Genomic DNA, 24,250 nt, shown 5'->3' with positions numbered 1-24,250 from the left:
GCATGACGACAGAGATTTCGCCGAGTGCCGCGCGGCTGGGGCTGCGCGGGTGGCTCGTCCTCATCACGTTGTGCGGCGCCACGTTCATGACCGGGCTGGACTACTCGATCATCACGGTGGCGCTGCCGGAGATCGGCCGGGACCTGGGGTTCTCCAGCACGTCGGCGCTGCAGTGGGTGGCCACCGCGTGCCTGCTGCCGACGGCCGCGCTGATGCCCCTGTTCGGGCGGGCGTCCGACATGGTCGGCAGGCGCCGGTTGTTCATGGCCGGGGTGGCGGGGTTCGCCGGACTGTCGCTGCTGGCCGCGCTGGCGCCGAGCCCCGGGCTGCTGGTGGCGGCGCGGGCCGGGCAGGGGGTCGCGGCGGCCATGATCGGTCCGGCCGCGCTCGCGCTGATGACCGGCGCGTTCCCCGAGGGGCCGCAGCGGACGCGGGCGCTCGGGGTGAACGGCGCGCTGCTGTCGCTGGGGTTCGTCATCGGGACGATCGGCGGCGGGCTCATCACCAGCGGGCTGAACTGGCGCTGGACGATGCTCATCCTGTTCGGCATCGGCTCGCTGGTCATGGTCGGGGCGGTCGCGGTGGTCCGCGAGACGGCGGGACGGAGCCGGACGCGGCTCGACGTGCCCGGTGCGGTGCTGGCGAGCGGCGGGCTGTTCGCCCTGGTGTACGGGATCTCGACCGGCGGGGACGATGGTTGGGGCAGTGCGCGGACGCTGACGGTACTGGCCGCCGCGGTGGTGCTGCTCGGCTCCTTCCTGGGTGTAGAGGCTCGGCATGCGGCTCCGCTCGTCCCGTTGCGGCTGCTGCGCCGTCCGACCGTCAAGTGGGGCATGGCCGTGGGGCTGGTCACCTTCGGGATGTGCGGTGGGGCGACGCTGCTGCTCAGCATCTACATGCAGGACGTCCTGGGCTACTCGCCCCTGGAGACCGGGCTCGGGTTCCTCGGCGAGGGCGTCGCGGCCCTGGCCGGCGGGACGCTCGCGGCCCGGCTCATCAACGCCCGCGGGACGGTCACGACGATCGCGGCCGGGCTCACCGTGCAGGCGGTGGGCACCGCGGCGATGGTGTTCCTGCCGGTCCACGGCGGTCTGGTGCTGTTGCTGGCCACCTCGGCGGCGATGGGCTTCGGGCACGTCCTGACGGTGGTGGCCGCCGTCACGACGATCACCTCGGGGCTGCACCAGGCGGACCAGGGCGTCGCGGGCAGCCTGGCCCAGATGCCCACGTTCGTCGGCGCGATCGGCGTGGCCGGGCTCACCGCGATCGTGGCGGCCCGCGCCGAGGCGCTCGCCCCGTCCACCACCGAGGCCCTGGCCACGCTGGGCGGGCTGCACGCCGCCTTCCTCGCGGCCGCCGCGGTCGCGGTGTTCGGCGCGGTGGCGGGCGGCGTCCTGCTCCATCGGACGGGCGGGCGGCCGGTTGAAGAGCCGGACGAGCGCTGCCTCGCGACGACCTAGGGAGCGGCTGCGGCGACGAGTTCGGCGAGTCGCCGCAGCCGTTCCTGTGACGGGGTGCCCGGTTCGGCCTGGAAGACGGTCACGCCCTGCCCCTCGTCGTCGGGCGTCCGGAGGAGTTCGGCGGTGAGGGTCATGACGCCCACGTCCGGATGCCGGTAGTCGCGTGAGATGGACGCGCAGTTGGAGACCGGATGCTCCGTCCACAGGGCGCGGAACTCCGGGCTGAGCGTCGTCAGTTCCTCGATCAGGGCGGTCAGCCCCTCGTCGCCGGGGAACCTGCTCAGCGAGCCCTCCAGGTAGGCGATGTCGTCGCGGGCCTTCTGCTCCCAGTCGACGAAGAGGCTCCGGGAGAAGTCGGTCTCCAGGAAGTCGATGCGGACGAAGTTGGGCTTCTCGTCGCCGTCGAAGTCCCAGTGCGGGGCCAGCAGGGCATGGGCCAGGCGGTTCCACGCGAGGAAGTCGCCCCGCCTCCCCACGGCGACGGCGGGGACGTCGGTGAACGAGTCGACCATCATCCTGATGCCCGGACGCAGCCGTTCCGGCTTGACCCGCTCCCGGGACCTGAGGACGCGGGCCAGCCGGTGGAGGTGGCCCTTCTCGTCGTCGTCGAGCCGGAGGACACGGGCGAGGGAGTCGAGGACCTCGTCGGAGACGTTCGGGCTCTGCCCCTGCTCCAGCCGCGTGTAGTACCCGACGCTGACCCCCGCGAGCGGCGCCAGCTCCTCCCGGCGCAGCCCGGCGACCCGCCGGTGCCTCACCCCGGGGCTCAGCCCCACGTCCTCGGGGCGGAGCCGGGCACGGCGGGACCGGAGGAACTCGCCGAGAGCGGAACTGGGATACATGACGGCGGATCAGACCCGTTCGAAGACGGCGGTGAGGCCCTGGCCGCCGCCGATGCACATGGTTTCAAGGCCGTAGCGGGCCTCGCGGCGGTCCATCTCGCGGGCGAGGGTGGCGAGGATGCGGGTGCCGGTCGCGCCGACGGGGTGGCCGAGGGAGATGCCGGAGCCGTTGACGTTGATGCGGTCCCAGTCGGCGTCCTTGACGTCCCATTCGCGGGTGACGGCGAGGACCTGCGCGGCGAACGCCTCGTTCAGCTCGATGAGGTCGATGTCGGCGAGGGTGAGGCCGGCGGCGGCGAGGGCCTTGGCGGTCGACGGGACGGGCCCGATGCCCATCGTGCGGGGCGGGACGCCCGCGCGCGCCCACGAGACCACCCGGACGAGCGGGCGCAGCCCGAGTTCGGCGGCGCGCTCGGGGGTGGTGACGATGCACGCGGCGGCGGCGTCGTTCTGGCCGCTGGAGTTGCCCGCCGTGACGGTGGCCTCGTCGTCGGTCTTGCCGAGGACGGGACGCAGCCTGCCCAGGGTCTCCATGGACGTGTCGGGCCGCGGATGCTCGTCGGTGTCCACAACCGTGTCGCCCTTGCGGGACGTCACGGTGACAGGGACGATCTCCTCCGCGAACCGGCCGGAGCGCTGGGCCTCGACGGCGCGCTGGTGGGAGCGGACGGACAGCTCGTCCTGCTCCTCGCGGCCGATGCCGTACTCGCGGCGCAGATTCTCCGCCGTCTCCAGCATGCCGCCCGGCACCGGGTGGTTGACGCCGCCGGCGGTGGTGCGGCCGCGCGCGAGGGTGTCGTGCAGTTCGAGGGACGGTCCGCGCAGGCCCCAGCGGGCGGAGGTCGTGTAGAACGGCGCGTTGCTCATGGATTCGGCGCCGCCCGCGATGATCAGCTCGCTGACCCCGGTCTGGATCTGCATGGCGGCGTTGAGCACGGCCTGGAGCCCCGAGCCGCAGCGGCGGTCGACCTGGAGGCCGCCGACCTCGATGGGCAGCCCGGCGTCGAGGGCGGCGACGCGTCCGATGGCGGGGGCGTCGGCGCTCGGGTAGCACTGGCCGAGGAAGACCTCGTCGACCGCGTCGCCGGGCAGCCCGGCGCGCTCGACCACGGCGCGGATCACGGTGGACGCGAGGTCGACGGGCTGGACGGTCTTGAACACCCCGCCGAAACGGCCGATCGGGGTCCGCAGCGGCTCGCAGATCACCGCGTCGCGCATGGTGCTCACTCCTCAATCCAGGCAAGGCGGGCACTTCGCAGGTTATGCCTTGGACGGCCGCCACCCGCGTCCGGGCTCGCGTCCGGTAGGGAGTTGAATGCAGGGCAGGCGAGCGAGGAGGCGCGATGCACGAGTGGGCAGAGCGGGCGGCGACCGTCCGGGTCATCGGGACGGGCGCGATGGGGCGCGGGATCGCGCAGCTCGCGGCGGCCGGGGGGCTGACCGTGGAGCTGGCGGACATCCGGTTCGAGGCCGTGGTGAGCGCGGTCGAGCACGTGGAGGCGATGTTCGACAAGCTGGTCGCCAAGGGCCGGATGACCGCGGACGACGCGGCGGCGGCGAAGGGCCGGCTGAAGGCGGTCGGCGAGCCGCTGACCCCGTTGCAGGGCTGCGACCTGGTCATCGAGGCCGTCCGGGAGGACCTGGACACCAAGCGGGAGCTGTTCGCGGCGCTGGAGAAGGCCGCCGACGAGCGGGTCCTGTTGGCCACGAACACCAGCTCGCTGCCCGTGACGGCGATCGGGGCGGCGCTGCGGGACCCGTCGCGGCTCGCGGGGCTGCACTTCTTCAACCCGGTCCCGCTGATGCGGCTCGTCGAGGTGATCCCGGGCGCGCGGACGGCCGGCTGGATCCCGGACGCGCTGGCCGACCTGGTGCGGCGGCTCGGCCACGAGCCCGTGATCGCGCCCGACGCGCCGGGCTTCCTGGTCAACCACGCCGGGCGCGGCCTGGTGACGGAGGCGCTGCAGATCCTGTCCGAGGGCGTCGCGGAACCGGTCGACATCGACCGCATCGCCCGGGACGTCCTGGGCCTGAAGATGGGCCCGTGCGAACTGCTCGACCTCACCGGGATGGACGTCTCGCACCCGGTGATGGAGTCGATCTGGACGGGCTTCTACACCGAGCCGCGGTACCGTCCGTCCCGCATCGGCCGCGCCCGCATGGAGGCGGGCCTCCTCGGCCGCAAGACGGGCGAGGGCTTCTACAAGTACGCGGACGGCGTGAAGCAGGAACCGGACGAGACGGCGGTTCCGGACGTTCCGCTGCGTCCGGTGTGGATCCACGACGTGGAGCCGAACGTCCGCGAGGGCCTCGGCGCGCTGCTGGCGGACGGCGGCGTGGAGGTCGAGACGGGCAGTGAGCCGTCCGGTGACGCCGTCGTGCTGGTCGCGCCGTTCGGGGAGAGCGCGTGGAGCATCGCCGGACGCGCCGGGCTGCCCGCCGACCGCGCCCTGGGCATCGACCCGTTCGGCGGGTTCTTCACCCGCCTCACCCTCACCGTGCATCCGGGCGTCGACCGGCAGGCCGGGCGCGCCGCGCTCGCCGCGCTGGCCGCGACGGGACGCGCCGTGTCGGTCGTGCGGGACGCCCCGGCGACCGTCGCGCAGCGGCTCATGGCGTCGGTGGTGAACGTGGGTTGCGGCATCGCCGAGCTGCGGCTCGGCCGCCCCGAGGACATCGACACCGCCGTCCGGCTCGGGCTCGGCTACCCGCGCGGGCCGCTGGAGATGGGCGACCAGGCCGGCGCGGCGCAGGTCCTGCGCGTGCTGGACGGCCTGCACCGCGCGACCGGCGACCCGCGCTACCGGCCGAGCGGCTGGCTCGCCGAACGGGCGGCGCTCGGCCTCCCCCTCACCGAGACCGGCACCGCCCCGTCCGACCTCCTCCGTTGAGTTGCGGCGAGTCGTCGTTATGGCGCGCCGCATAACGACGACTCGCCGCAAGTCAACGCATCCGATGGCGGTCAGGGGAGGGCGGGGGCCTTCGGGCCGGAGTCGGTCCACCCCACCGCGAGGTACCGCGTCCGCTGGAACTTGGACTTCACCTTCGCGGCGGCGCCGGTCTGCTCCACCGACTCCGACAGGACCAGCGAGGTCTTCGGGTCGATCACCAGGCGGTAGAGCGGCCCGCGGGTCGACTGGAGGACCAGCCCGACGCCCTTGCGGCCTCCCTCGTCGGCCGCCCGGCCCGCCGACGTGACGCCCGGCAGGGAGGCGAGGGCGCGGTAGGCGGCGCCGCGCACCTTCGGCCGGGTGGGCACCTCGGCCAGCAGCCCGGCGAGGCACTGCTGCAGGAAGCCGTTCCGCGCGCTCCCGGGCACCGGGCCGTCGTCGTTGTCCAGCATCGCGTTCCGCAGGGCGTTCTTCAGTGCGTCGGACTGCGCGGGGAGCGCCTGCGCCTGCTCGAACGACATCTCCTTGTCGCAGACCGAGACGGTATGCGGGCCCTTCATCTTCACCACGTCGCCGGGACGGGGGGAGGTCGACAGGACGAGGCCGCCGCCGCCCGGGGTGTCAGCGGTCCCGAGATCCCACCGGGTGGGCGAGCCGTCCCGCCGCCAGGCGAGCTCGTCGGCGACCGAGTGGGGGCGGGCGCCCACCTCCCGGTGGCCCGACCAGGCGACGCCGGCCGCGTTCGTCCACGTCTCGTTCACCACCAGCTTGTCCATCCAGTACCGGTTGCTCTTCGGCCCGACCTGGGTGGGAAAGGCCTGAAGCGCCCGGACATGCCAGTACTCGCCGGCGGCGGGGGCGGCGTCGGCCTGCTTCGCGGCGGCGAGCAGCACCGTCCGCGCGGACACGGGCCGCGCGTCGACGGGGTCGGGCGCGCGGGGCGTGGTCCCTGAGGACAGTGTCACCGCGCCCGCGACGACAGTGGCCGTGGCGGCGAGGCCGAAGCCGCTCCACAGGGCGGGACGGCGCCAGGCGCGGCGCGCCGGGCGCTGCGGCGCGCGCATTCCGTTGAGAAGGCGGTGGCGGACGGCGGCCTCGGTCTCCGGCGTGGGCGGTTCGTCCAGCATCGTGGCGATCATCTGGAGTTCGTCCATGGTCACATTCCTTCCGAGCCGGCGGGCAGGGCCGCGCGGAGCTTGCGGCGGGCGCGGTTGAGGCGGGAGCCGACGGTGCCGTACGGGACGCCCAGCACGTCCGCGATCTCCTCGTGGGAGAGCTGGGCGAGGGCCTTGAGCAGGACGACGTCGCGGTCCTTGCCGGACAGCCCGGCGAGCGCGCGGGCCAGGGAGGGTTGCAGGCTTTCGGCGGACACCGACGTCGCGACGCGGTCGTCGTGGCCGCCGGGGTCGCGGTCGACGCCGACTCGCGCGAGCACCCGGTAGCGGCGGGTCTCGGTGCGGCGGTGCTGGGCGATCAGGTTGGTCGCGATGCCGAACAGCCAGGGCCGGACGGCGCCGCGGGACGGGTCGAAGGAGGTGCGGCGGCGGAACGCGGCGAGGAACGTCTCGGCGACGACGTCGTCGGCCGCTTGCGGTCCGAGGCGTCCTGCGACGTAGCGGTGGATGTCGGCGTAGTGCAGGTCGTAGACGGCGGTGAAGCGGTCGCCGTCGCGGACGGACGCGGTGAGCAGTTCCGCGTCCGTCGGGGCCGTGTCGGGCGGGGCGGTCACTCGGCCGCCCGTTCGGTGGGGACCGGCATCAGGCACCTCCGGGGGGATCGTCGTCACTTCTACTCCGCCCGGTTCCTGATTCGCTTTCACGCGGGTTCGGTGACCTGCTCCGCCTCGGCGGAAGCGGCGGCCGGACGGGGGACGCCGCGCAGGACGAGCGCCGCGAACAGGGCGGCGGCGAGGGTGGCGCCGCAGCCGGCGAGCGACCCGGCCGACACCGCGTGGACGAAGGCGTCGCGCGCCTGGTGGGCGAGGGCGGGGTCGCCGAGCGCGAGGGCCTCGCCGAGCGAGTGCTTCGCGGCGGCGGGCGCGCCGTCCGGCAGGCCGCGGGCGTAGACGGCGGAGATGACGCTGCCGAGAACGGCGACGCCGAGCGCGTTGCCGAGCTCTTGGCCCGCGTCGTTCACCGCGGACCCGACGCCGGCCTCCTCGGCGGGGACGGCCGCCATCAGCAGGTTGTAGGCGGGCGGCGAGCCGAGGCCCATGCCGAACCCGATCACGACCAGCCCGGTGATGACCGGTCCGAAGCCGTCGCCGGGGCCGGCGAGGGCGAGGGCGCCGAACCCGGCGGCGATGACGAGCAGGCCGGTGACGAGGGTGGGACGTCCGCCGAGCCGGGGCTCCAGGGCGGCGCCGAGGCCGTTGCCGATCGCGGCGGCGACGGCGCAGGGCAGCAGGGCGAGCCCGGCCTTGAGCGGGCCGTAGCCGAGGACGAGCTGGAGCATCTGGGTGAGGGCGAACAGCGTTCCGGCGATGACGAAGCCGAGGACCGCGATGACGGCGGCGGAGCCGGAGAAGGCCCGCTGCCGCAGCAGGGCCAGGTCGAGCATCGGCTCGGGGTTGCGGCGCTGCCAGAGGACGAACGCGGCGAGGGCGGCGGCGCCGACGGCGAGGCTCACCAGGGTGCGGGCGCCGGTCCAGCCGTGCTCGGGCGCGGAGATGATCGCCCACACGAGCGCGGCCATGCCGATGGTCGACAGGACGGAGCCGAGGACGTCGGGCCGGCGGCGCGGGCCGCGCGACTCGGGCACCAGGACCAGCAGGCCGATGACGGCGACGACCGTGACGGGGACGTTCACCAGGAACACCGACCCCCACCAGAAGTGCTCCAGCAGCAGCCCGCCGAGCGCGGGCCCGCCGGCGACGCCGATCATGGACGCCGCGCCCCAGATCCCGAACGCCTTGGCGCGCTCGTCCGGGCCGAACACCTGCACCATGATCGACAGGGTGCCGGGCATCAGGAAGGCGCCGCCGAGGCCCATGACCGCCCGCATCGCGATCAGCTCGTCCGGGTTCGCGGCGAACGCGCCGAGCAGCGAGCCGCCGCCGAACAGCGCGAACCCGACCAGCATGGCGCGGCGCCGACCGAAGCGGTCGCCGAGGCCGCCGGCGGTGAGCAGCAGGCCGGCGAAGACCAGCGAGTAGGCGTCGATCGTCCACTGGACGTCGGACATCGTGGCGTGCAGGTCCTTCAGCAGCGACGGGATCGCCACGTTGAGGATCGTGTTGTCCACGGTCACGGCCAGCAGGCTCAGGCACAGGACGCCGAGGATCTGCCAGCGCCGGGGGTGCGGCGCGGGGGCGGCTGCGTTCATCGGAGGGCTCCTCGTACAGTGTTCGAGTTGACTCGCACACCGTACGACGAGACTCGCACACTGTTCAAGCCCCGGTACCCTGTACGAGAACGGCGAGGCGGGGAGGCTGGGGAGGCGCGCGATGGCGGAGACGAAGAAGGCGAAGAAGAAACCCGAGTCGGTGTGGACGAGGCCGGCGCGGGCCAAGCGCGAGCAGCCGTCGCTCGGCCGCGAGCAGATCGTCGACGCGGCGCTGGAGCTGCTCGACGCCGAGGGCCTGGACGGGCTCAGCATGCGGCGGCTCGGCACCCGGCTGAACTCCGGCGCCACGTCGGTCTACTGGCACGTCACCAACAAGGACGAACTGCTCGAACTGGCGCTGGACCGGGTGATGGGCGAGGTCCGCGTCCCGGCCCCGGACGGCGGCGGCTGGCGGGACGCCGTCGCCGGCTACGCCCGCAGCCTCCGCACGATGATCCACCGGCATCCGTGGACGGTGCCGCTGTTCGGCGTCCAGCCGATGATCGGCCCGAACGCCACCCGCGTCCTCGAAGAGGTGATCGTCGCGTTCGACGGCGCCGGCCTCACCGGCATGGACCTGGAGAACGCGATGTCGCTGATCGCCGACTACGTCATCGGCGCGGCCGGCAGCGAGGCGAGCTGGCAGAACACCCGCGACGCCGCGACCGGCGAGGACTGGCTGGAGACCCTCGCCCCCTACCTCGCCGAGATCGCCGACCGCCATCCCCGGCTCACCGCCCACATCAGGGACGTCTGGGCCCGGGAGACCGCCGACGTGCTGGAACAGCGCTTCGACTACGGCCTGTCCTGCGTCCTGGCCGGCATCGAAGCCCACCGCCCCCGTTGACTTGCGGCGAGTCGTCGTTATGGGACGTTCCATAACGACGACTCGCCGCAACTCAACGAAAAAGAGGGCGGGTCAGAAGGGGAGCTTCGCGGGCGGCTTCGGCCTGGCGTCGGTCCAGCCCGACGAGCGCACCAGCCAGTAGTCGATCACGAAGCCCGGCGCCTGCGACCGGTAGGCGCCGCCCGGCCGGGTCAGCACGCTCCGGCTGCCGAGCAGTTCACCCGTCGCCGGGTCGAAGATGATCTCCTGGTGGGACGTGTAGGAGCCCTGCTCGGCGGCGGGGTCGCCGAGCTCGCCGGTCACCTCGGTGGTGGTGTCGGCGGCGGCCAGCGCGGTCCCCCTGCGGCCCAGCCCGTCCACCACCGGCCCGATCGCCCGCACCCCGGGCTGCGCGGCGAGAGCCCGCATCAGCCCGGCCCGCACCGCGGGCGGGAGCGGCAGGTCCATCATCAGGCGCTCGGCGTTCAGGACCTTGGCACGCGAGCCGTCCGGTTCCTTCGCGATCTGCGCGCCGATCTCGGCGATCTTCGACTGGAGCTTCTCGATGCCCCGCGCCCTCTCGGCGCGCCTCTTCGGGTCGCCCGGGACGGGGGCCCGCCGCATCGACTCCGCCTGCCTCTCGAGCGCCTTCTTCCGCAACTCGAGCGGGGACGCCCTGTCGAGGAACCGCGCGGCGAGGCGCTCGGGGTCGGTGGGCAGGTTCTGCAGGTCCTTGACCGCGATGTCGCCGCCGGCATGGAACCAGCTGCCGCCGCCCTTGGCGTCCGGGTGGTCCGCCTTCCACGGAGTCGAGCGCCGGTCGTAGGTGGAGTAGTGGTCGTTGGACCACACGCGGAACTTCGACGGCGAACCGGCCTTGCGCCACAGCGCCTCGTCCTTCGGCGTCGGCGGGCGTGCGGGCAGGTCGCGCCCGAAGAACGCCTCGCCCGTGCCGGTCTTCGCGCCCGTCCACTCGAACGTCTCGCTGTGCGCGCCGACGATCGCGTACGCGCCGGTCTTCGGCCGCACGATGTAGGACAGGCCGTGGATCTGGTCGGTGTACCAGTATTTCCCGGTCGGCATCAGCTCCGCCTTCGCCGCCGCCGCGAGGACCGCCTGCTTGTTCAGGTCCACTCCGGACGGTGCCTTCGGCGGCTCCGGCGCCCCCTGGCCCGTCGCGACGACGGCGACGGTCGCCGCCGCGCCCACCGTGACCAGGCCCGCGCCGAGGCCGAGCGGCCACCGGGACCGCATCCGGCGGCGCGCACCGGGCGCCCGGACGCGCCGGCCGCCGGACATCTCGTCCGCCAGCATCCCGAACGCCTTCTCGGACGCCTCGGACGAGGGTCCCGGCGGCTCGGCCAGCAGCCGCCGCACGCCGTCCAGTTCGTCGATCCCGCTCACGCCGTCGCCTCCTCTGCGATCAGGGCCGGGTGGTCTCCGCCGAGCGACTCCCGCAGGCGGCGCCGGGCACGGTGCAGCCGGGACGCGACCGTGCCCGTCTTCAGGCCGAGCGCCTGCCCGACCTCCTCGTACGACAGGTCGGCCAGCGCCACCAGGAGCAGGACGTCCCGCTCCCCGCGCGGCAGCCGGGCCAGCGCGTCCGCGATGTCGGTGCCGGCGTCCCCGGCGGTGACGCGCGCCGCGACCAGGTCCTCGTGCCCGTCCTGGACGTTCTCGGCGGGCGTCCGCGCGAGCGCCCGGTAGCGGCGGCCCTCCGCGCGCCGGTGCAGGCCGACGAGCCGGGTGACGATCCCGTACAGCCAGGGGCGGACCGTCCCGCGCTCGGGATCGAACCGGCCCCGCTTGCGGAAGGCGATGAGGAAGGTCTCGGCGGCGATGTCGTCGGCCGCGTCGGAGCCGAGCCGGCGGGCCGCGTACCGGTGGATCTCGGCGAAGTGGCGGTGGAAGATCTCCGCGAACGCATCGGGTTCGCGCCGCGAACGGGCGATCACCTCCGCGTCGGAGCCGGGTCCCGGCGGGCCTCCGCGCTCCGGCGGGCGGTCGTGTGCCATGGAGGGATCCTCGCTGTGGGGGGAGGGAAGGTCACCCCGTTCTCAACCGATCCCCCGGAACGCCTTCGCCCCCGGCCGTACGGGTGGCCGGGGGCGGGGCGGCGGGGGGCGGTGGCGAGGATCAGAAGGGGAGCTTCGCGGGCGGCTTCGGCCTGGCGTCGGTCCAGCCCGACGAGCGGGTGGCCGAGTAGTCGATGACGAAGCCCGGCTTCATCTGCGCGTACCTCCCGCCGGGCCGGGTCAGCGTGTCCTGGACGGACAGCAGCGCGCCGGTCCGCTCGTCGAAGACGATCACCTGGCGCGAGCGGTACGCGCCCCGCTCGTCCTTCGGCCCGTCCGTGATCGTCGTGGTGCGCTCGGTGGAGGCGAGCGCGACGCCGCGGCGGCCCAGCGGGTCGGTGACGTGCCCGATCGCCTGGACGCCCGGCTGCGCGGCCAGCGCCCGCATCAGTCCCGCCCGCACCTTCGGCGGCATCGGGGAGTTGCCGAGGAGCGACGCGACCCGCCAGATCCTGGCGTAGGCGGCCTGCTCCGCGCTCGGAGCCCGTCCGCTCTTCGGGGACGTCCCGAGGCTCCTGCCCACCTCCGCGTCGCTCAGGAAGAGGCGGGCGAGCGCGGACGGGTCGGACGGCAGCCTCCGCAGCTCCTCGACCGACTTGCCGAGGAAGTCGCCGCCCCCGCGCGGGTCGATGCCGGCCTCCGGGCCGTCCGACCGCCACTGCGTCGCCTTGGTGCGGTAGGTGGTGAAGCCGCCGTCGGTCCGGACGCGGAAGCTCGACGGGGACCCCGCCTTGCGCCACAGCGCCGCGTCCCGCGCGGTCAGCGGGCGGGCCGGCAGGTCGCGCAGGTGGTGCCCCGCGCCCGTGCCGGACTTCGCGCCCTGCCAGCCGAACGACTCGCTCTGCGCGCCGACGATCGCGTACGCGCCGGACTTCGCCTGCACGACGTAGGACTGGCCGTCGATCTGGTCGGTGTACCAGTACTTCCCGATCGGCGCCTGCTCCGCCTTGGTGGCAGCCGCGAGCACCGCCTGCTCGTTGAGGTCGATGTTCTGGGACGGGCCGGGGCCGCCGGGCGAATCGGGGGTACCCGACGAGCCGATCGTCGCGATCCCCACGGCCGCCGCCGCTCCGGCCGCGACCACGCCGGTCACCGCCCAGCGGACGGGACGGCGCCCCCGCGCCCGTCCCCCGGCGGGCGCGGCCTCCGGGTCCGCCCGGAACGCCCGTCCGAGGTCGCGGTCCCGGCGCGCGCGGGCGGCGGCCGGGTCCGCCGGCGGGTCGAGCTGCGCGGGCCGGGCCGCGGCCAGCGCCTCCATCACGTCGTGCTTCATCGGACGGCCTTCCTTTCCGGGGTGACCAGGGACGGGCGTCGCGCGGGCACGCCGGGGTCCGGCGTCCGCGCCTCCGCGGTGCGCAGCTCGCGGGCCAGCGCGTCCCGGCGGTCCCGCGCCCGGTACGACTCGCGCAGCAGGTTGCGGGCGATGCCGAGCAGCCAGGGCAGCGGCTCGTCCGGCAGGTCGCGGACGCGCCGCCACGCGACGCAGAACGTCTCACTGGTGATCTCTTCGGCGGCCTGCACGCCGACCCGGCTCACGGCATAGGCGTGGACGCGCGGATGGTGCGCGTCGTAGAGCGCCGTGAACCGGGCGATCTCTTCGGGGTCCGACAAGGTCCGAGCCCTTCGTCCGGGGGTGCTTCACCCGGGTAGTGCTCCGGGCCCGCCGTTTCTTACCGGGGCATCCCGGATCAGCGGGCCGGGAAGGGCAGCGCGGTCGGCGGCTTCGGCTCGGAGTCCGACCAGCCGGAGCTGCGGAAGGTCTCGTAGCTGATGACGAAGCCGGGCTTGCGCGTCCGGTACGGGCCGCCGGGCGTGACCAGTTCGTCCTGCATGGACAGCAGTGCGCCGCTGCGCTCGTCGAAGACGAACACGCTGCGCCACGTGAAGGTGCCCTGATCCTCCTTCTTCGTGCCGTACTCGCCGTCGTCCGTGGAGGGCACGGCGTCGGCGGCGAGCGCGACGCCCGTGCGGCCCAGCGGGTCGGTGTCGCGGGCGATCGCGCGGACGCCCGGCAGGGCGGCCAGCGCCCGCATCAGGCCGGCCCGGACCTTCGGCGGCGTCGGGGCGGACAGGAATCCTCCCGCGATCCGCATCTTCGCGGCGGGCGTCATCGTCCGCTCCACCGCGCGGGGCGCCTTGGCGGCCTTCTTCCCGAACCGCTTCCTCAGCGCCTCGTCGGAGAGGATCAGCTTGGTGAGCGCGGCCGGGTCGGTGGGCAGTTCCTGCAGCTCCCGGGCGGTTTTCCCCCAGAAGAACTTGCCCCCGCCCTCGGGGTCCAGGCCCACTTCCGGACCGTTCGACCGCCACTTCGACGCCTTGGTGGTGTAGGTGGCGTGATGGTCGCCGGACCAGGTGCGGAAGCTCGACGGCGACCCGTCCGCGCGCCACACCGCCGCGTCCTGCGCGGTCAGCGGGCGGGCCGGAAGGTCGCGGTCGTAGTACATCTCGCCCATGCCGGGCTTCACGCCGTCCCAGCCGAACATCTCGTCGGCCGCGCCGACGATCGCGTACGGCGCGCCCGACTTCGAGCGCACGATGTAGGACTGGCCGGACACCCGGTCGGTGTACCAGTACCTGCCGGTCGGCGCCTGCTCCGCCTTGGTGGCCGCGGCGAGCACCGCCTGCCGGCCCAGGTCGATGTTCCCCGGCGCCTTCGGCGATCCCGGCTCGTCCGCCGCCCCCTGCCCGGTGGCCGCGATGGCGACGGCCGCCGCGGCACCGGCCGCGACCACGCCGAGGCCGATCCCGAACGGCCGTCCGAACCGGGTGCGGAGGCGGCGCGGCGCGCTCTCCCCGTCCCAGAGGGCGCGGGCCCGCTCGATCTCCGTCATGGTCGGCGGCGCGGGCTCGCCGTAGGCTTCCCGCACGGTCCGCAGCTCATCCATGGTCGTCCTCCCCGTCGCGCATCGGATTCGTCCCGCCGAGTGCCTCGCGGACCTTCTTCCTGGCCCGGCTGAGCCGGGAGCCGACCGTCCCGTACGGGACGCCCAGCGCCGCCGCGACCTCCTCGTGGCTCAGCTCGGCGAGCGCGACCAGCAGCAGCACGTCGCGCTCGCCCTTCGACAGTCCCGCGATCGCCCCGGCGAGCCGTCCGCGCAGGCCCTGCGCGCTGACGCGGGAGTCGATCACGTCGGCGTGGCCCTCGATGGCCCGGACGAGGCCGGGGCCCATCCGCTCGCGGGCCCGCAGCGCCCGGACCTCGCCGCGCCGGTGCTTGCCGATCAGGTTCGTCGCGATGCCGTACAGCCACGTCCGGACGTTCGCCCGCGCGGGGTCGTAGCGGTGCCGTCCGCGGAACGCCTCCAGGAAGGTCTGGGACGCGATGTCGGGCGCGGCGTCCGGGCCGAGGCGGTTCGCGGCGTACCGGTGGATCTCGGCGAAGTGGGCGTCGAAGACCTCGCCGAAGCGTTGCGGGTCGTGCAGGGACGGCCGCGGCGCCGGGCCGGCGCCGGCCCGGTCCGGCGTCGCGGCGAGGGGGTCCGCTGTCATGGGGTGCCTTTCCGTGGCGCGGATGGCGGTCACACACGTATCACCCGCAACCCGGTCCCACTTTCCCGGTTTCCTGCCGCCGCCGGGAACTGGAATAGGTCGCTCATACGTCCTGTTGTAGAGGACGTCAGCAAAGTTGAGTCCGCTCGACTCAAGTCATTTGACAACGAGGCGAGGGCCGGGCACTCTTGCGGACAGACAAGACATCGACCGGCCGCACCCCGGGGGCGACCGGGGCGCGATAACACCGGAAACGACGGAGGACGAGAGACATGGCACGTGCGGTCGGCATCGACCTCGGGACGACCAACTCGGTCGTCGCGATCCTGGAGGGCGGCGAGCCCACCGTCATCGCCAACGCGGAGGGGTCGCGGACCACGCCGTCCGTCGTCGCCTTCGCCAAGAACGGCGAGGTCCTGGTCGGCGAGGTCGCCAAGCGCCAGGCGGTGACCAACGTCGACAGGACGATCCGGTCGGTCAAGCGCGAGATGGGCACCGACTGGAAGACCAAGATCGACGACAAGGACTTCACCCCGCAGCAGATCAGCGCGTTCGTGCTGCAGAAGCTGAAGAGGGACGCCGAGTCCTACCTCGGCGAGACGGTCACCGACGCGGTCATCACCGTGCCCGCCTACTTCTCCGACCACCAGCGCCAGGCCACCAAGGAGGCCGGCCAGATCGCGGGCCTGAACGTCCTGCGCATCATCAACGAGCCGACCTCGGCCGCGCTGGCGTACCACCTGGAGAAGGAGAACGAGGCCACCATCCTGGTGTTCGACCTCGGCGGCGGCACGTTCGACGTGTCCCTGCTGGAGGTCGGCGACGGGGTCGTCGAGGTGAAGGCCACCAGCGGTGACAACCACCTGGGCGGCGACGACTGGGACCAGAAGGTCGTCGACTGGCTGGTGGAGAAGTTCAAGAACGCCAACGGCGTCGACCTGGCCAAGGACAAGATGGCGCTGCAGCGGCTGCGCGAGGCCGCGGAGAAGGCGAAGATCGAGCTGTCCGGTTCGTCCGAGACGCAGATCAACCTGCCCTACATCACCGCGTCGGCCGAGGGTCCGCTGCACCTGGACGAGAAGCTCACCCGGGCCGAGTTCCAGCGGATGACCTCCGACCTGCTCGACCGGACCAAGGCGCCGTTCCACTCGGTGCTCAAGGACGCCGGCATCACGGTGGGCGACATCGACCAGGTCGTCATGGTCGGCGGCTCCACCCGGATGCCCGCGGTGTCCGAGCTGGTCAAGGAGCTGACCGGCGGCAAGGAGCCGAACAAGGGCGTCAACCCCGACGAGGTCGTCGCGATCGGCGCCAGCCTGCAGGCCGGTGTGCTGAAGGGCGAGGTCAAGGACGTCCTGCTGCTGGACGTGACCCCGCTGAGCCTCGGCATCGAGACCAAGGGCGGCATCTTCACCAAGATCATCGAGCGGAACACCACGATCCCGACCAAGCGGTCGGAGACGTTCACCACCGCCGACGACAACCAGCCGTCCGTGGAGATCCAGGTCTACCAGGGCGAGCGCGAGATCGCCGCGTACAACAAGAAGCTCGGCACCTTCCAGCTGACCGGCCTGCCGCCGGCGCCGCGCGGCGTCCCGCAGATCGAGGTCACCTTCGACATCGACGCGAACGGCATCGTCAACGTCAGCGCGAAGGACCAGGGCACGGGCCGCGAGCAGTCGATGGTCATCACGGGCGGCAGCGCGCTGCCCAAGGACGACATCGAGAAGATGATGCGCGACGCCGAGCAGTACGCCGAGGAGGACCGCCGGCGCAAGGAGGAGGCCGAGGTCCGCAACCAGGCCGACACCCTCGCCTACTCGACCGAGAAGTTCCTGCGGGAGAACGACGAGAAGGTCCCCGCGGAGCTGAAGACCGAGGTGGGCGACGCGGTCGCCGAGGTGAAGAAGGCCCTGGAGGGCACCGACGTCGAGGCGATCAAGGGCAGCGCCGAGAAGCTCGCGCAGGTCTCCCAGAAGATGGGCGCGGCGATGTACGCGCAGAACCCCGAGGGCGCCCAGCCGGGCGCCGAGGACGCCGGCCCGACGGCCGACGCCCAGGGCGAGCAGGACGACGAGGTCGTCGACGCCGAGATCGTGGACGACGACAGCAAGCCGAAGGGTGATGCCTCGTGACCTCACCCGACAAGGGCGAGGAGAAGGAAGGCCCGGTGATCCGCGACAGGCGGCGCATCGATCCCGAGACGGGGAAGCTGCGGGAGCCGGCGGGCGAGCCGGCCCCGCAGGCCACGGCCGACGGCGACGCCGGGGCATCCGACGAGGAGGTCTCCTCGCTGAAGACGCAGCTGAACGAGCGGCTGGCCGACCTCCAGCGGCTCAAGGCCGAGTACGACAACTACCGCAAGCGGGTCGAGCGGGACCGGGTCGCGGTCCGCGAGCAGGCCCTCGGGCAGGTGCTGTCCGAGCTGCTCCCGGTGCTGGACGACATCGGCCGCGCCCGGGACCACGACGAGCTCACCGGCGGCTTCAAGTCCGTCGCGGAGAGCCTGGAGGCGGTCACCGGCAAGCTCGGCCTGGAGAGGTTCGGGGAGAAGAGCGAGCCGTTCGACCCGACCGTCCACGAGGCGCTCATGCACTCCTACTCGGCGGACGTGGCCGAGACGAGCGTGGTGGACGTGCTGCAGCCCGGTTACCGGATCGGGGAGCGGGTCCTGAGGCCCGCCCGCGTCGCGGTGGCCGAGCCCGACCCGAACGCCGGCGGCGACGACGAGAGCGGCGACGACGGCGACGAGTGATCCCGCCTCCGGGCGGAGCGAAGACGCCCGCCCGGGCCCGTCCCTGCGAAGACGGGCCCGGGGCCGGGCGGACGAAGATTCGACGCAAGTGGCGATAGCAGAGAGCGGGGCGCCGTGAGCACCAAGGACTACCTGGAGAAGGACTACTACAAAGTCCTCGGTGTCTCGAAGTCGGCCTCGCAGGAGGAGATCAAGAAGTCCTACCGGAAGCTGGCGCGCAAGTACCACCCGGACGCCAACAAGGGGGACGCCGACGCCGAGGACCGCTTCAAGGAGGTCTCCGAGGCGTACGACGTCCTGTCGGACGACAAGCGCCGCAAGGAGTACGACGCGGTGCGGTCCATGCCGGGCGGTTTCCGCGGCCAGCAGGGCGGCGGGGGCTTCCCCTTCGACCTGGGGGACATCTTCGGGCAGACCGGGGGCACGCAGACGGGCGGCGCGGGCGAGCGCATCGGCGACCTGTTCGGCGGCCTGTTCAACCGCGGCGGCGGCACCCGCACGACGGGGACCGGGACCGGGACGCGGCGGGCGCGGCGCGGCGCGGACGTGGAGACGGACGTGACGCTGTCGTTCGGGCGCGCGATGAACGGCGTGACCGTCCCGATCAAGCTGACCAGCGAGGCGGCGTGCCCGTCGTGCCGGGGCACCGGCGCGAAGGCCGGCACGGTGCCGCGGGTGTGCCCGAACTGCGAGGGCACCGGGCACGAGACCCGCAACCTCGGCAACTTCGGCTTCCAGGAGCCCTGCCGGGAGTGCCACGGCCGCGGGCTGGTCGTGGACGACCCGTGCCCGACCTGCCACGGCAGCGGCCGCAAGCAGTCCGACCGCACCATCCAGGCGCGCGTCCCGGCGGGCGTCGCGGACGGGCAGCGGATCCGGCTGAAGGGCAAGGGCGCGCCGGGCGAGAACGGCGGCCCGCAGGGCGACCTGTACGTGAACATCAAGGTCCTGCCGCACAAGGTGTTCGGACGCACCGGCGACAACCTGACGATGACCGTCCCGGTGACGTTCCCGGAGGCGGCGCTCGGCGCGGAGATCCGGGTGCCGACGTTCCAGGGCCAGCCGGTGACGCTGCGCCTGCCGGAGGGCACCCCGAACGGCCGCACGTTCCGGGTGCGGGGCCGCGGCGCGGCGCGCCGCGACGGCACCATGGGCGACCTGCTCGTCACCGTGGACGTGCAGGTGCCGAGCAAGCTGGACGACCGGACGCGCGAGGCGCTGGAGCGGCTCCGCGACGCGGGCGCCGGCGAGGACCTGCGCGGTGAGCTGCTCCAGCAGGCGAGGACGGAGTGAGCCAGTGGAACCGTTCGGCGACGACACTCCGGTCTATGTGATCTCGGTGGCGGCGCAGCTGTCCGGACTGCACCCGCAGACGCTGCGCACCTACGACCGGATGGGGCTGGTGTGCCCCGGCCGCACGGCCGGGCGGGGCCGCCGGTACTCGATGCGCGACATCGTGATGCTGCGCGAGATCCAGCGGCTCTCCCAGGAGGAGGGCGTCAACCTCTCCGGCATCAAGCACATCCTGGAGCTGCAGCGCGACAACGTGCGGCTCCGCGAGGAGCTCGCCAAGGCGCACGCCGCCCTGGAGGAGCTCGCGAACGAACTCGAATCGACCCGGTCGGTCGCGGCGCGCCTGGCGCAGCAGCGGCGGCACGGGGACCCGGGCGGCACTCCCGGCTCCGACCTGGTGCCGATCAGGCACACCAGCGTCGTGGTGTGGCACGAGCGCAACCGGGAGTAACTCTCTCAGGAGTACGGGGACATGGACGTCAAGCTGACGCAGAAGAGCCAGGAGGCGGTGTCGGTCGCGATCCGCCGGGCGGCGGCCGAGGGGCACCCCGAGGTGGAGCCGCAGCATCTGCTGGTCGCGCTGATCGGGCTGCCGGAGGGCACCGCGGTGCCGCTGCTGGAGGCGGTCGGCGCGGACTGGCAGGCGATCCGGCGGCGGGCGGAGGAGCAGCTCGCGGCGATGCCGAAGGCGCAGGGCTCGACGGTCGCGACGCCGCGGCTGTCGGGGCAGCTGAGCCGGGCGGTGAACACGGCGGGCGCGCGGGCGCAGCAGCTGGAGGACGAGTACGTCTCGACCGAGCACCTGCTGGTGGGCCTCGCGGCGGACGGCGGCCCGGCGGCGGGCCTGCTGAAGGAGTTCGGGGCGACGCCGCAGGCGCTGCTGGACGCGTTCGAGAAGGTGCGCGGGCACGCCCGCGTGACCAGCGAGAACCCCGAGGGCACCTACCAGTCGCTGGAGAAGTACGGCGTCGACCTCACGGCGGCGGCGCGCGAGGGGCGACTCGACCCGGTGATCGGGCGCGACTCGGAGATCCGCCGGGTCGTGCAGGTGCTGTCGCGGCGGACGAAGAACAACCCGGTGCTGATCGGTGAGCCCGGCGTCGGCAAGACCGCCGTCGTCGAGGGCCTCGCGCAGCGGATCGTCGCGGGCGACGTGCCGGAGTCGCTGCGCGGCAAGCGGCTCGTCTCGCTGGACCTCGCCGCGATGGTCGCGGGCGCGAAGTTCCGCGGCGAGTTCGAGGAGCGGCTGAAGGCCGTCCTGAACGAGATCAAGGAGTCCGAGGGGCGGGTCGTCACGTTCATCGACGAGCTGCACACCGTCGTCGGGGCGGGCGCGGCCGAGGGCGCGATGGACGCCGGCAACATGCTGAAGCCGATGCTGGCGCGCGGCGAGCTGCGGATGATCGGCGCGACGACGCTCGACGAGTACCGGGAGCGGATCGAGAAGGACCCGGCGCTGGAGCGCCGGTTCCAGCAGGTGTTCGTGGGCGAGCCGTCCGTGGAGGACTCGATCGCGATCCTGCGCGGGCTGAAGGGCCGCTACGAGGCGCACCACAAGGTGCAGATCAACGACTCGGCGCTGGTCGCGGCGGCGACGCTGTCGGACCGCTACATCACGTCCCGGTTCCTGCCGGACAAGGCCATCGACCTGGTGGACGAGGCCGCGTCGCGGCTGCGCATGGAGATCGACTCCCGGCCCGTCGAGATCGACGAGCTGCTGCGCGCGGTGGACCGGCTGAAGATGGAGCAGATGAACCTGGAGAAGGAGACCGACGAGGCGTCCCAGCAGCGCCTCGAACGCCTCCGCGCCGACCTCGCCGACAAGCAGGAGCACCTGAACGGGCTGAACGCCCGCTGGGAGCGGGAGAAGGCGGAGCTGAACCGGGTCGGCGAGATCAAGGAGAGGATCGACCAGCTGCGCGGCGAGGCGGACCGCGCCGAGCGCGACGGCGACCTGGAGACGTCCTCGCGGCTGGTGTACGGGGAGATCCCGGAGCTGGAGAAGCAGCTGGAGGCGGCGTCGGAGGCGACCGAGAACCGCGACACGATGGTCAAGGAGGAGGTCGGCCCGGACGACGTCGCGGACGTGGTCGCGTCCTGGACGGGCATCCCGGCGGGACGTCTGCTGGAGGGCGAGACGGGCAAGCTGCTGCGGATGGAGGAGGAGCTGGGGCACCGGCTCATCGGCCAGACCGCCGCGGTGAAGACGGTGTCGGACGCGGTGCGCCGTGCGCGCGCGGGCATCTCCGACCCGGACCGCCCGACCGGCTCGTTCCTGTTCCTCGGCCCGACCGGCGTCGGCAAGACCGAGCTGGCGAAGGCGCTCGCGGAGTTCCTGTTCGACGACGAGCGGGCGATGACCCGCATCGACATGAGCGAGTACTCCGAGAAGCACTCCGTCGCGCGGCTGGTCGGGGCGCCCCCCGGGTACGTCGGCTACGAGGAGGGCGGGCAGCTCACCGAGGCCGTCCGGCGCCGCCCGTACTCGGCGATCCTGCTGGACGAGGTGGAGAAGGCGCACCCGGAGGTGTTCGACGTCCTGCTCCAGGTGCTGGACGACGGGCGCCTCACCGACGGGCAGGGCCGCACGGTCGACTTCCGCAACGCTATCCTGATCCTCACCTCCAACATCGGGTCGCAGTTCCTGGTGGACCCGGCGCTGGAGAACGGGGCGAAGCGGGAGGCGGTGTGGGCCGCGGTCCGCGACTCCTTCAAGCCGGAGTTCCTGAACCGGCTGGACGACGTGATCCTGTTCGACGCGCTGTCCACCGAGGAGCTGACCCGGATCGTGGAGCTGCAGGTCGACCGGCTCGCCGACCGCCTCGCGGACCGGCAGCTCACGCTGAAGGTGACCGAGGCGGCCCGCGAGTGGCTGGCGCTGACCGGCTACGACCCGCTGTACGGGGCGCGCCCGCTGCGCCGCCTGGTGCAGACCGCGATCGGCGACCAGCTGGCCCGCGAGCTGCTCGCCGGCGACGTCCGCGACGGCGACGACGTGGTCGTCGACCTCGACGAGGCCGCCGACAAGCTCACGGTCCAGCCGTCCAGGGGCCTCACCCTCACGAAGTGAAAGAGTCCGATCGGACGGGCCGGCGCGTGACCGCGCCGGCCCGTCGCGTTCGCCGGGCGGGGCGTGGATTTCGGCCCTGACCCGCCCTGACCCGCTCAGATCTCGAGGTTCTCCTCGATGTCGCGGAGGCGGTGGCGGGCGAGCGCGAGGTTCGCGCGGCCCCGGTCGAGGGCCGTGTAGAGGAACAGGCCCTTGCCCTTGCGGCCGGTCACCGGCCGGATGACGTGGTACTGGCCGGAGAGGCTGATCAGGATGTCCTCGATCTCCTCCTTGATGCCGAGCTGCTCGATGGTGCGGAGCTTGGCCCGCACGACCTCGGTGTTCCCGGCGGCGGCGACGTTCAGGTCGAGCGCCTTGGAGCTGCCGAGGTGGCCGAGCGCCATGCCGCTGTTGAAGTCGACGACGGCCGCGCCGATGGCGCCGTCGATCGTCATCATGTCCTTGAGCGACAGGTCCAGGTTGGACATGGGTCTCCCTTTCCTTCGTGCGTCGGTGGGTGGGCGTTCAGGCGCGGTGCGGGGCCGCAGGCCGGGCGGCGAGGTGGGCGGCGATGCCGCGGGCGGTGGGACGGGCCTCCAGGTGCAGGCGCCCGACGTTGACGCCCGCCTCGGCGAGGACGGTCAGGGACGCGGCCGGTCCGGCGGAGTAGGTGACGACGTAGCCGTCCACGCCGCGGATGACGACCTCGTGGAACGCGCCGCCGTGCGCGGTCTGCGCGATGCGGTGCGCGAGCGACAGCCCGGACGCGGTCACCGCCGCCATCCCGGACGGTTCGACGGACGGCGGCAGGTCGTCGGCGATGAGCAGGCCGTCCACGGAGGCGACCAGGCTTCCGGTGAGGTGGGGGACGCGCGCCCGCAGCGTCCGCAGCTCCGTCATCACGTCCGGTTCGAGCGTCCGCGCGGTCACGGTCATGGCTGGTCGCGGCACCTTCGTCAGCCTTTCGATCGGTTTCCCGGAGCGCTCGCGCAAGGTCACCCGAGCTCCACGAGGGCGGAGCGGAGCCGTGCGAGCAGGTCTTGGTCGGCCGGCGCCCATCCGGTGGGCTGCACCCACGAGGCGGACGGCGCGGCAGGCGGCGGCGCGGCAGGCGGCGGCGCCGTCCCGCCGCGGTGGCGCTGGGTGCGCACCAGCGCCGCCGCGGCGAGGCCGCGGACCGCGAGCAGGCAGGCGAACGCCGTCCGCCCGAGGTCGCGGGCCAGTTCGGCGGGGGTGCGCCGGTCGTCGGCGTTGAGCAGGATCTCCGCCTGGAGCCCGGTGAGGATGACGCGCTGCCGCCGGACGCGGCGCACCGGCACGACGGGCGCCGCGTCCAGGTCCTCGTAGGGCCAGGCGGAGTCCAGCAGGGTGCGGCGCCGGCGCCGCTCGTGGACGAGCGTCGCCGCGGTGATCCGCCGGGCGGGCCCCCGTGCCGCGGGCCCTTCGGCGAACACCGGCTCGGCCCCCGAGCCGAGCAGGAAGTAGGCGGCGTCGAACATCGCGAGCAGCGCCGGCAGTTCGGGGTCGGGGCCGCCGAAGGCCCCGTTCAGCTCGCCGGGGCCGGGCGCGTGCCGGCTCACGGCGCGGGTGACGGCTCCGCCGTCGAGGTGGAGGGCGCCGTCGTCGCCGATCCGCAGCACGCCGGTGGCGCGTTCGCGTTCCAGCATGCCGAGCGTCCGTGCGACGCGGCCCTGTGCCCCGCCCTCGTCCTCGTCCTCGTCCTCGGCGGCGGCGGCCGTATTCCGGTCCGCCATGTCAACGCCCGGCCATTTCTTCGACGAGGCCTTTCAACCGCAGCCGGGCGAGCGCCAGATTGCCTTTGTCGCGGTCGACGAGCAAATGGACGAACAGGTGCCCGTCGAGGTCGGCTCCGGTGATGGCGAGCAGGTGGTATCCGGCGGATCCGCAGACGATGATCTCCTCGATGTCGTCGCCGGCGGCGGTGGCGCTGAGCGCCGGGGAGCCGAGCACGGCCCGCACGACCTCGGTCGCCCCGGCGGCGTCCTCGTGCTGGTCGACGAGGTCCTCGCGGCCCGCGCTCGCGACCGCGAGGCCGCTCGCGCAGTCGACCAGGGTCACCCGCTGCGCCCCGGGGATCGTCATCATCCGTGCCAGGCAGTCGTCGATACCGGCCACTCATTCCCCCACCGAATGAGAGTTGCAGGAAAACCACCATAACCCTGGCTTTGCCGCTCGCAACGCGAAAGAGGTAAAGCACCGCATCGGCCGCTCGACGGGGTACGAAT

23 protein-coding genes are annotated in these 24,250 nt (G+C 73.2%); 8 read left to right on the top strand and 15 right to left on the bottom strand.

Annotation, left to right across the window (positions count from 1 at the left end; genetic code table 11):
- Positions 1 to 2: 2 nt before the first annotated feature.
- Complete coding sequence (locus ABD296_RS11035; RefSeq protein WP_344264463.1) at positions 3 to 1,460, top strand: MFS transporter; 1,458 nt, start codon at positions 3 to 5, stop codon at positions 1,458 to 1,460.
- On the opposite strand, the gene ABD296_RS11030 is transcribed toward ABD296_RS11035, so the two are convergent.
- Positions 1,457 to 2,302, bottom strand: a complete 846-nt coding sequence (locus ABD296_RS11030) for a helix-turn-helix transcriptional regulator (RefSeq protein WP_344264460.1) — start codon at positions 2,300 to 2,302, stop codon at positions 1,457 to 1,459. The two genes, ABD296_RS11035 and ABD296_RS11030, sit on opposite strands and share 4 nt — an antisense overlap.
- 9 nt (positions 2,303 to 2,311) lie before the next feature.
- Positions 2,312 to 3,520 carry an acetyl-CoA C-acetyltransferase gene (locus ABD296_RS11025; protein WP_344264456.1) on the bottom strand — a complete coding sequence of 403 codons (1,209 nt, stop codon included), beginning with the start codon at positions 3,518 to 3,520 and terminating at the stop codon, positions 2,312 to 2,314.
- Positions 3,521 to 3,645: 125 nt separating this feature from the next.
- Between ABD296_RS11025 and ABD296_RS11020 the strand changes: the two genes are divergently transcribed.
- Entirely contained in the window at positions 3,646 to 5,193 is a 1,548-nt protein-coding gene (locus ABD296_RS11020; RefSeq protein WP_344264452.1) for a 3-hydroxyacyl-CoA dehydrogenase, read from the top strand.
- A gap of 71 nt (positions 5,194 to 5,264) precedes the next feature.
- Here the strand turns inward: ABD296_RS11020 and ABD296_RS11015 are convergent, their stop codons facing one another.
- The 3 genes from ABD296_RS11015 to ABD296_RS11005 form a co-directional block, all read right to left on the bottom strand.
- Positions 5,265 to 6,347 carry a CU044_5270 family protein gene (locus ABD296_RS11015; RefSeq protein WP_344264449.1) on the bottom strand — a complete coding sequence of 361 codons (1,083 nt, stop codon included), beginning with the start codon at positions 6,345 to 6,347 and terminating at the stop codon, positions 5,265 to 5,267.
- A 2-nt stretch (positions 6,348 to 6,349) separates the two neighbouring features.
- Positions 6,350 to 6,922, bottom strand: coding sequence for an RNA polymerase sigma factor (locus tag ABD296_RS11010; protein ID WP_344264446.1), 573 nt, complete (start codon positions 6,920 to 6,922; stop codon positions 6,350 to 6,352).
- A gap of 86 nt (positions 6,923 to 7,008) precedes the next feature.
- Positions 7,009 to 8,517, bottom strand: coding sequence for an MFS transporter (locus tag ABD296_RS11005; protein WP_344264443.1), 1,509 nt, complete (start codon positions 8,515 to 8,517; stop codon positions 7,009 to 7,011).
- A 121-nt stretch (positions 8,518 to 8,638) separates the two neighbouring features.
- Between ABD296_RS11005 and ABD296_RS11000 the strand changes: the two genes are divergently transcribed.
- Positions 8,639 to 9,364, top strand: coding sequence for a TetR/AcrR family transcriptional regulator (locus ABD296_RS11000; RefSeq protein WP_344264440.1), 726 nt, complete (start codon positions 8,639 to 8,641; stop codon positions 9,362 to 9,364).
- A gap of 72 nt (positions 9,365 to 9,436) precedes the next feature.
- Here ABD296_RS11000 and ABD296_RS10995 read toward each other — a convergent pair whose 3' ends face one another.
- The 6 genes from ABD296_RS10995 to ABD296_RS10970 all read right to left on the bottom strand — a co-directional run bounded on the left by ABD296_RS10995 (position 9,437) and on the right by ABD296_RS10970 (position 14,907).
- Positions 9,437 to 10,747: a hypothetical protein gene (locus ABD296_RS10995; protein WP_344264437.1), complete on the bottom strand. Its 1,311-nt coding sequence runs from the start codon at positions 10,745 to 10,747 to the stop codon at positions 9,437 to 9,439.
- Positions 10,744 to 11,358: an RNA polymerase sigma factor gene (locus ABD296_RS10990; RefSeq protein ID WP_344264434.1), complete on the bottom strand. Its 615-nt coding sequence runs from the start codon at positions 11,356 to 11,358 to the stop codon at positions 10,744 to 10,746. The genes ABD296_RS10995 and ABD296_RS10990 overlap by 4 nt, the downstream gene beginning before the upstream one ends.
- A gap of 121 nt (positions 11,359 to 11,479) precedes the next feature.
- Positions 11,480 to 12,691 (bottom strand): CU044_5270 family protein, encoded by a 1,212-nt coding sequence (locus ABD296_RS10985; RefSeq protein WP_344264431.1) that lies wholly within the window; start codon positions 12,689 to 12,691, stop codon positions 11,480 to 11,482.
- On the bottom strand, positions 12,688 to 13,029 hold the full coding sequence (locus ABD296_RS10980) for an RNA polymerase sigma factor (protein ID WP_344264428.1): 342 nt from the start codon (positions 13,027 to 13,029) through the stop codon (positions 12,688 to 12,690). Before ABD296_RS10980 ends, ABD296_RS10985 begins: the two co-directional genes overlap by 4 nt.
- A gap of 77 nt (positions 13,030 to 13,106) precedes the next feature.
- Positions 13,107 to 14,303, bottom strand: a complete 1,197-nt coding sequence (locus tag ABD296_RS10975; protein ID WP_344264425.1) for a hypothetical protein — start codon at positions 14,301 to 14,303, stop codon at positions 13,107 to 13,109.
- Positions 14,296 to 14,907 carry an RNA polymerase sigma factor gene (locus ABD296_RS10970; RefSeq protein WP_344264422.1) on the bottom strand — a complete coding sequence of 204 codons (612 nt, stop codon included), beginning with the start codon at positions 14,905 to 14,907 and terminating at the stop codon, positions 14,296 to 14,298. The genes ABD296_RS10975 and ABD296_RS10970 overlap by 8 nt, the downstream gene beginning before the upstream one ends.
- Positions 14,908 to 15,179: 272 nt before the next feature.
- Between ABD296_RS10970 and dnaK the strand changes: the two genes are divergently transcribed.
- The 5 genes from dnaK (at position 15,180) to clpB (ending at position 22,025) form a co-directional block, all read left to right on the top strand.
- Complete coding sequence (dnaK, locus tag ABD296_RS10965; protein ID WP_344264419.1) at positions 15,180 to 17,042, top strand: molecular chaperone DnaK; 1,863 nt, start codon at positions 15,180 to 15,182, stop codon at positions 17,040 to 17,042.
- Positions 17,039 to 17,662 carry a nucleotide exchange factor GrpE gene (gene grpE / locus ABD296_RS10960; RefSeq protein WP_344264416.1) on the top strand — a complete coding sequence of 208 codons (624 nt, stop codon included), beginning with the start codon at positions 17,039 to 17,041 and terminating at the stop codon, positions 17,660 to 17,662. The genes dnaK and grpE overlap by 4 nt, the downstream gene beginning before the upstream one ends.
- 114 nt (positions 17,663 to 17,776) lie before the next feature.
- Entirely contained in the window at positions 17,777 to 18,955 is a 1,179-nt protein-coding gene (dnaJ, locus tag ABD296_RS10955; protein ID WP_344264413.1) for a molecular chaperone DnaJ, read from the top strand.
- A gap of 4 nt (positions 18,956 to 18,959) precedes the next feature.
- Complete coding sequence (locus ABD296_RS10950; RefSeq protein WP_344264410.1) at positions 18,960 to 19,406, top strand: heat shock protein transcriptional repressor HspR; 447 nt, start codon at positions 18,960 to 18,962, stop codon at positions 19,404 to 19,406.
- A gap of 21 nt (positions 19,407 to 19,427) precedes the next feature.
- Entirely contained in the window at positions 19,428 to 22,025 is a 2,598-nt protein-coding gene (gene clpB / locus ABD296_RS10945; protein WP_344264408.1) for an ATP-dependent chaperone ClpB, read from the top strand.
- 95 nt (positions 22,026 to 22,120) lie between these two features.
- Here the strand turns inward: clpB and ABD296_RS10940 are convergent, their stop codons facing one another.
- The 4 genes from ABD296_RS10940 to ABD296_RS10925 are packed head-to-tail and all read right to left on the bottom strand — an operon-like array spanning position 22,121 to position 24,140.
- The gene (locus ABD296_RS10940; protein ID WP_344264405.1) at positions 22,121 to 22,492 is read right to left on the bottom strand and encodes a hypothetical protein; all 372 of its coding nucleotides are present in this window, start codon (positions 22,490 to 22,492) and stop codon (positions 22,121 to 22,123) included.
- A 37-nt stretch (positions 22,493 to 22,529) separates the two neighbouring features.
- A complete protein-coding gene (locus ABD296_RS10935) occupies positions 22,530 to 22,940 on the bottom strand; it encodes a roadblock/LC7 domain-containing protein (protein ID WP_344264402.1) in 411 nt (136 codons plus the stop codon).
- Between the two features lie 59 nt (positions 22,941 to 22,999).
- Entirely contained in the window at positions 23,000 to 23,758 is a 759-nt protein-coding gene (locus tag ABD296_RS10930; protein WP_344264399.1) for a hypothetical protein, read from the bottom strand.
- A gap of 1 nt (position 23,759) precedes the next feature.
- Entirely contained in the window at positions 23,760 to 24,140 is a 381-nt protein-coding gene (locus tag ABD296_RS10925) for a hypothetical protein (protein WP_344264396.1), read from the bottom strand.
- Positions 24,141 to 24,250 lie beyond the last annotated feature (110 nt).

The organism is Actinomadura napierensis (genome assembly GCF_039529375.1).
Taxonomy (GTDB): Bacteria; Actinomycetota; Actinomycetes; order Streptosporangiales; family Streptosporangiaceae; genus Spirillospora; species Spirillospora napierensis.
The sequence above is the reverse complement of the archived record's forward strand: the minus strand, read 5'-3'. Positions and strand labels throughout refer to the sequence as shown.

Bases quoted from the DNA above. Each gene is read 5' to 3' on its own strand.
- ABD296_RS10970 (WP_344264422.1), bottom strand. From the start codon at position 14,907: ATGACAGCGGACCCCCTCGCCGCGACGCCGGACCGGGCCGGCGCCGGC.
- ABD296_RS10990 (WP_344264434.1), bottom strand. From the start codon at position 11,358: ATGGCACACGACCGCCCGCCGGAGCGCGGAGGCCCGCCGGGACCCGGC.
- ABD296_RS10940 (WP_344264405.1), bottom strand. From the start codon at position 22,492: ATGTCCAACCTGGACCTGTCGCTCAAGGACATGATGACGATCGACGGC.
- ABD296_RS10985 (WP_344264431.1), bottom strand. From the start codon at position 12,691: ATGAAGCACGACGTGATGGAGGCGCTGGCCGCGGCCCGGCCCGCGCAG.
- ABD296_RS11015 (WP_344264449.1), bottom strand. From the start codon at position 6,347: ATGGACGAACTCCAGATGATCGCCACGATGCTGGACGAACCGCCCACG.
- ABD296_RS11030 (WP_344264460.1), bottom strand. From the start codon at position 2,302: ATGTATCCCAGTTCCGCTCTCGGCGAGTTCCTCCGGTCCCGCCGTGCC.
- ABD296_RS11025 (WP_344264456.1), bottom strand. From the start codon at position 3,520: ATGCGCGACGCGGTGATCTGCGAGCCGCTGCGGACCCCGATCGGCCGT.
- clpB (WP_344264408.1), top strand. From the start codon at position 19,428: ATGGACGTCAAGCTGACGCAGAAGAGCCAGGAGGCGGTGTCGGTCGCG.
- ABD296_RS11035 (WP_344264463.1), top strand. From the start codon at position 3: ATGACGACAGAGATTTCGCCGAGTGCCGCGCGGCTGGGGCTGCGCGGG.
- ABD296_RS10975 (WP_344264425.1), bottom strand. From the start codon at position 14,303: ATGGATGAGCTGCGGACCGTGCGGGAAGCCTACGGCGAGCCCGCGCCG.
- dnaK (WP_344264419.1), top strand. From the start codon at position 15,180: ATGGCACGTGCGGTCGGCATCGACCTCGGGACGACCAACTCGGTCGTC.
- ABD296_RS11020 (WP_344264452.1), top strand. From the start codon at position 3,646: ATGCACGAGTGGGCAGAGCGGGCGGCGACCGTCCGGGTCATCGGGACG.
- ABD296_RS10930 (WP_344264399.1), bottom strand. From the start codon at position 23,758: ATGGCGGACCGGAATACGGCCGCCGCCGCCGAGGACGAGGACGAGGAC.
- ABD296_RS11000 (WP_344264440.1), top strand. From the start codon at position 8,639: ATGGCGGAGACGAAGAAGGCGAAGAAGAAACCCGAGTCGGTGTGGACG.
- ABD296_RS11005 (WP_344264443.1), bottom strand. From the start codon at position 8,517: ATGAACGCAGCCGCCCCCGCGCCGCACCCCCGGCGCTGGCAGATCCTC.
- ABD296_RS10935 (WP_344264402.1), bottom strand. From the start codon at position 22,940: ATGACCGTGACCGCGCGGACGCTCGAACCGGACGTGATGACGGAGCTG.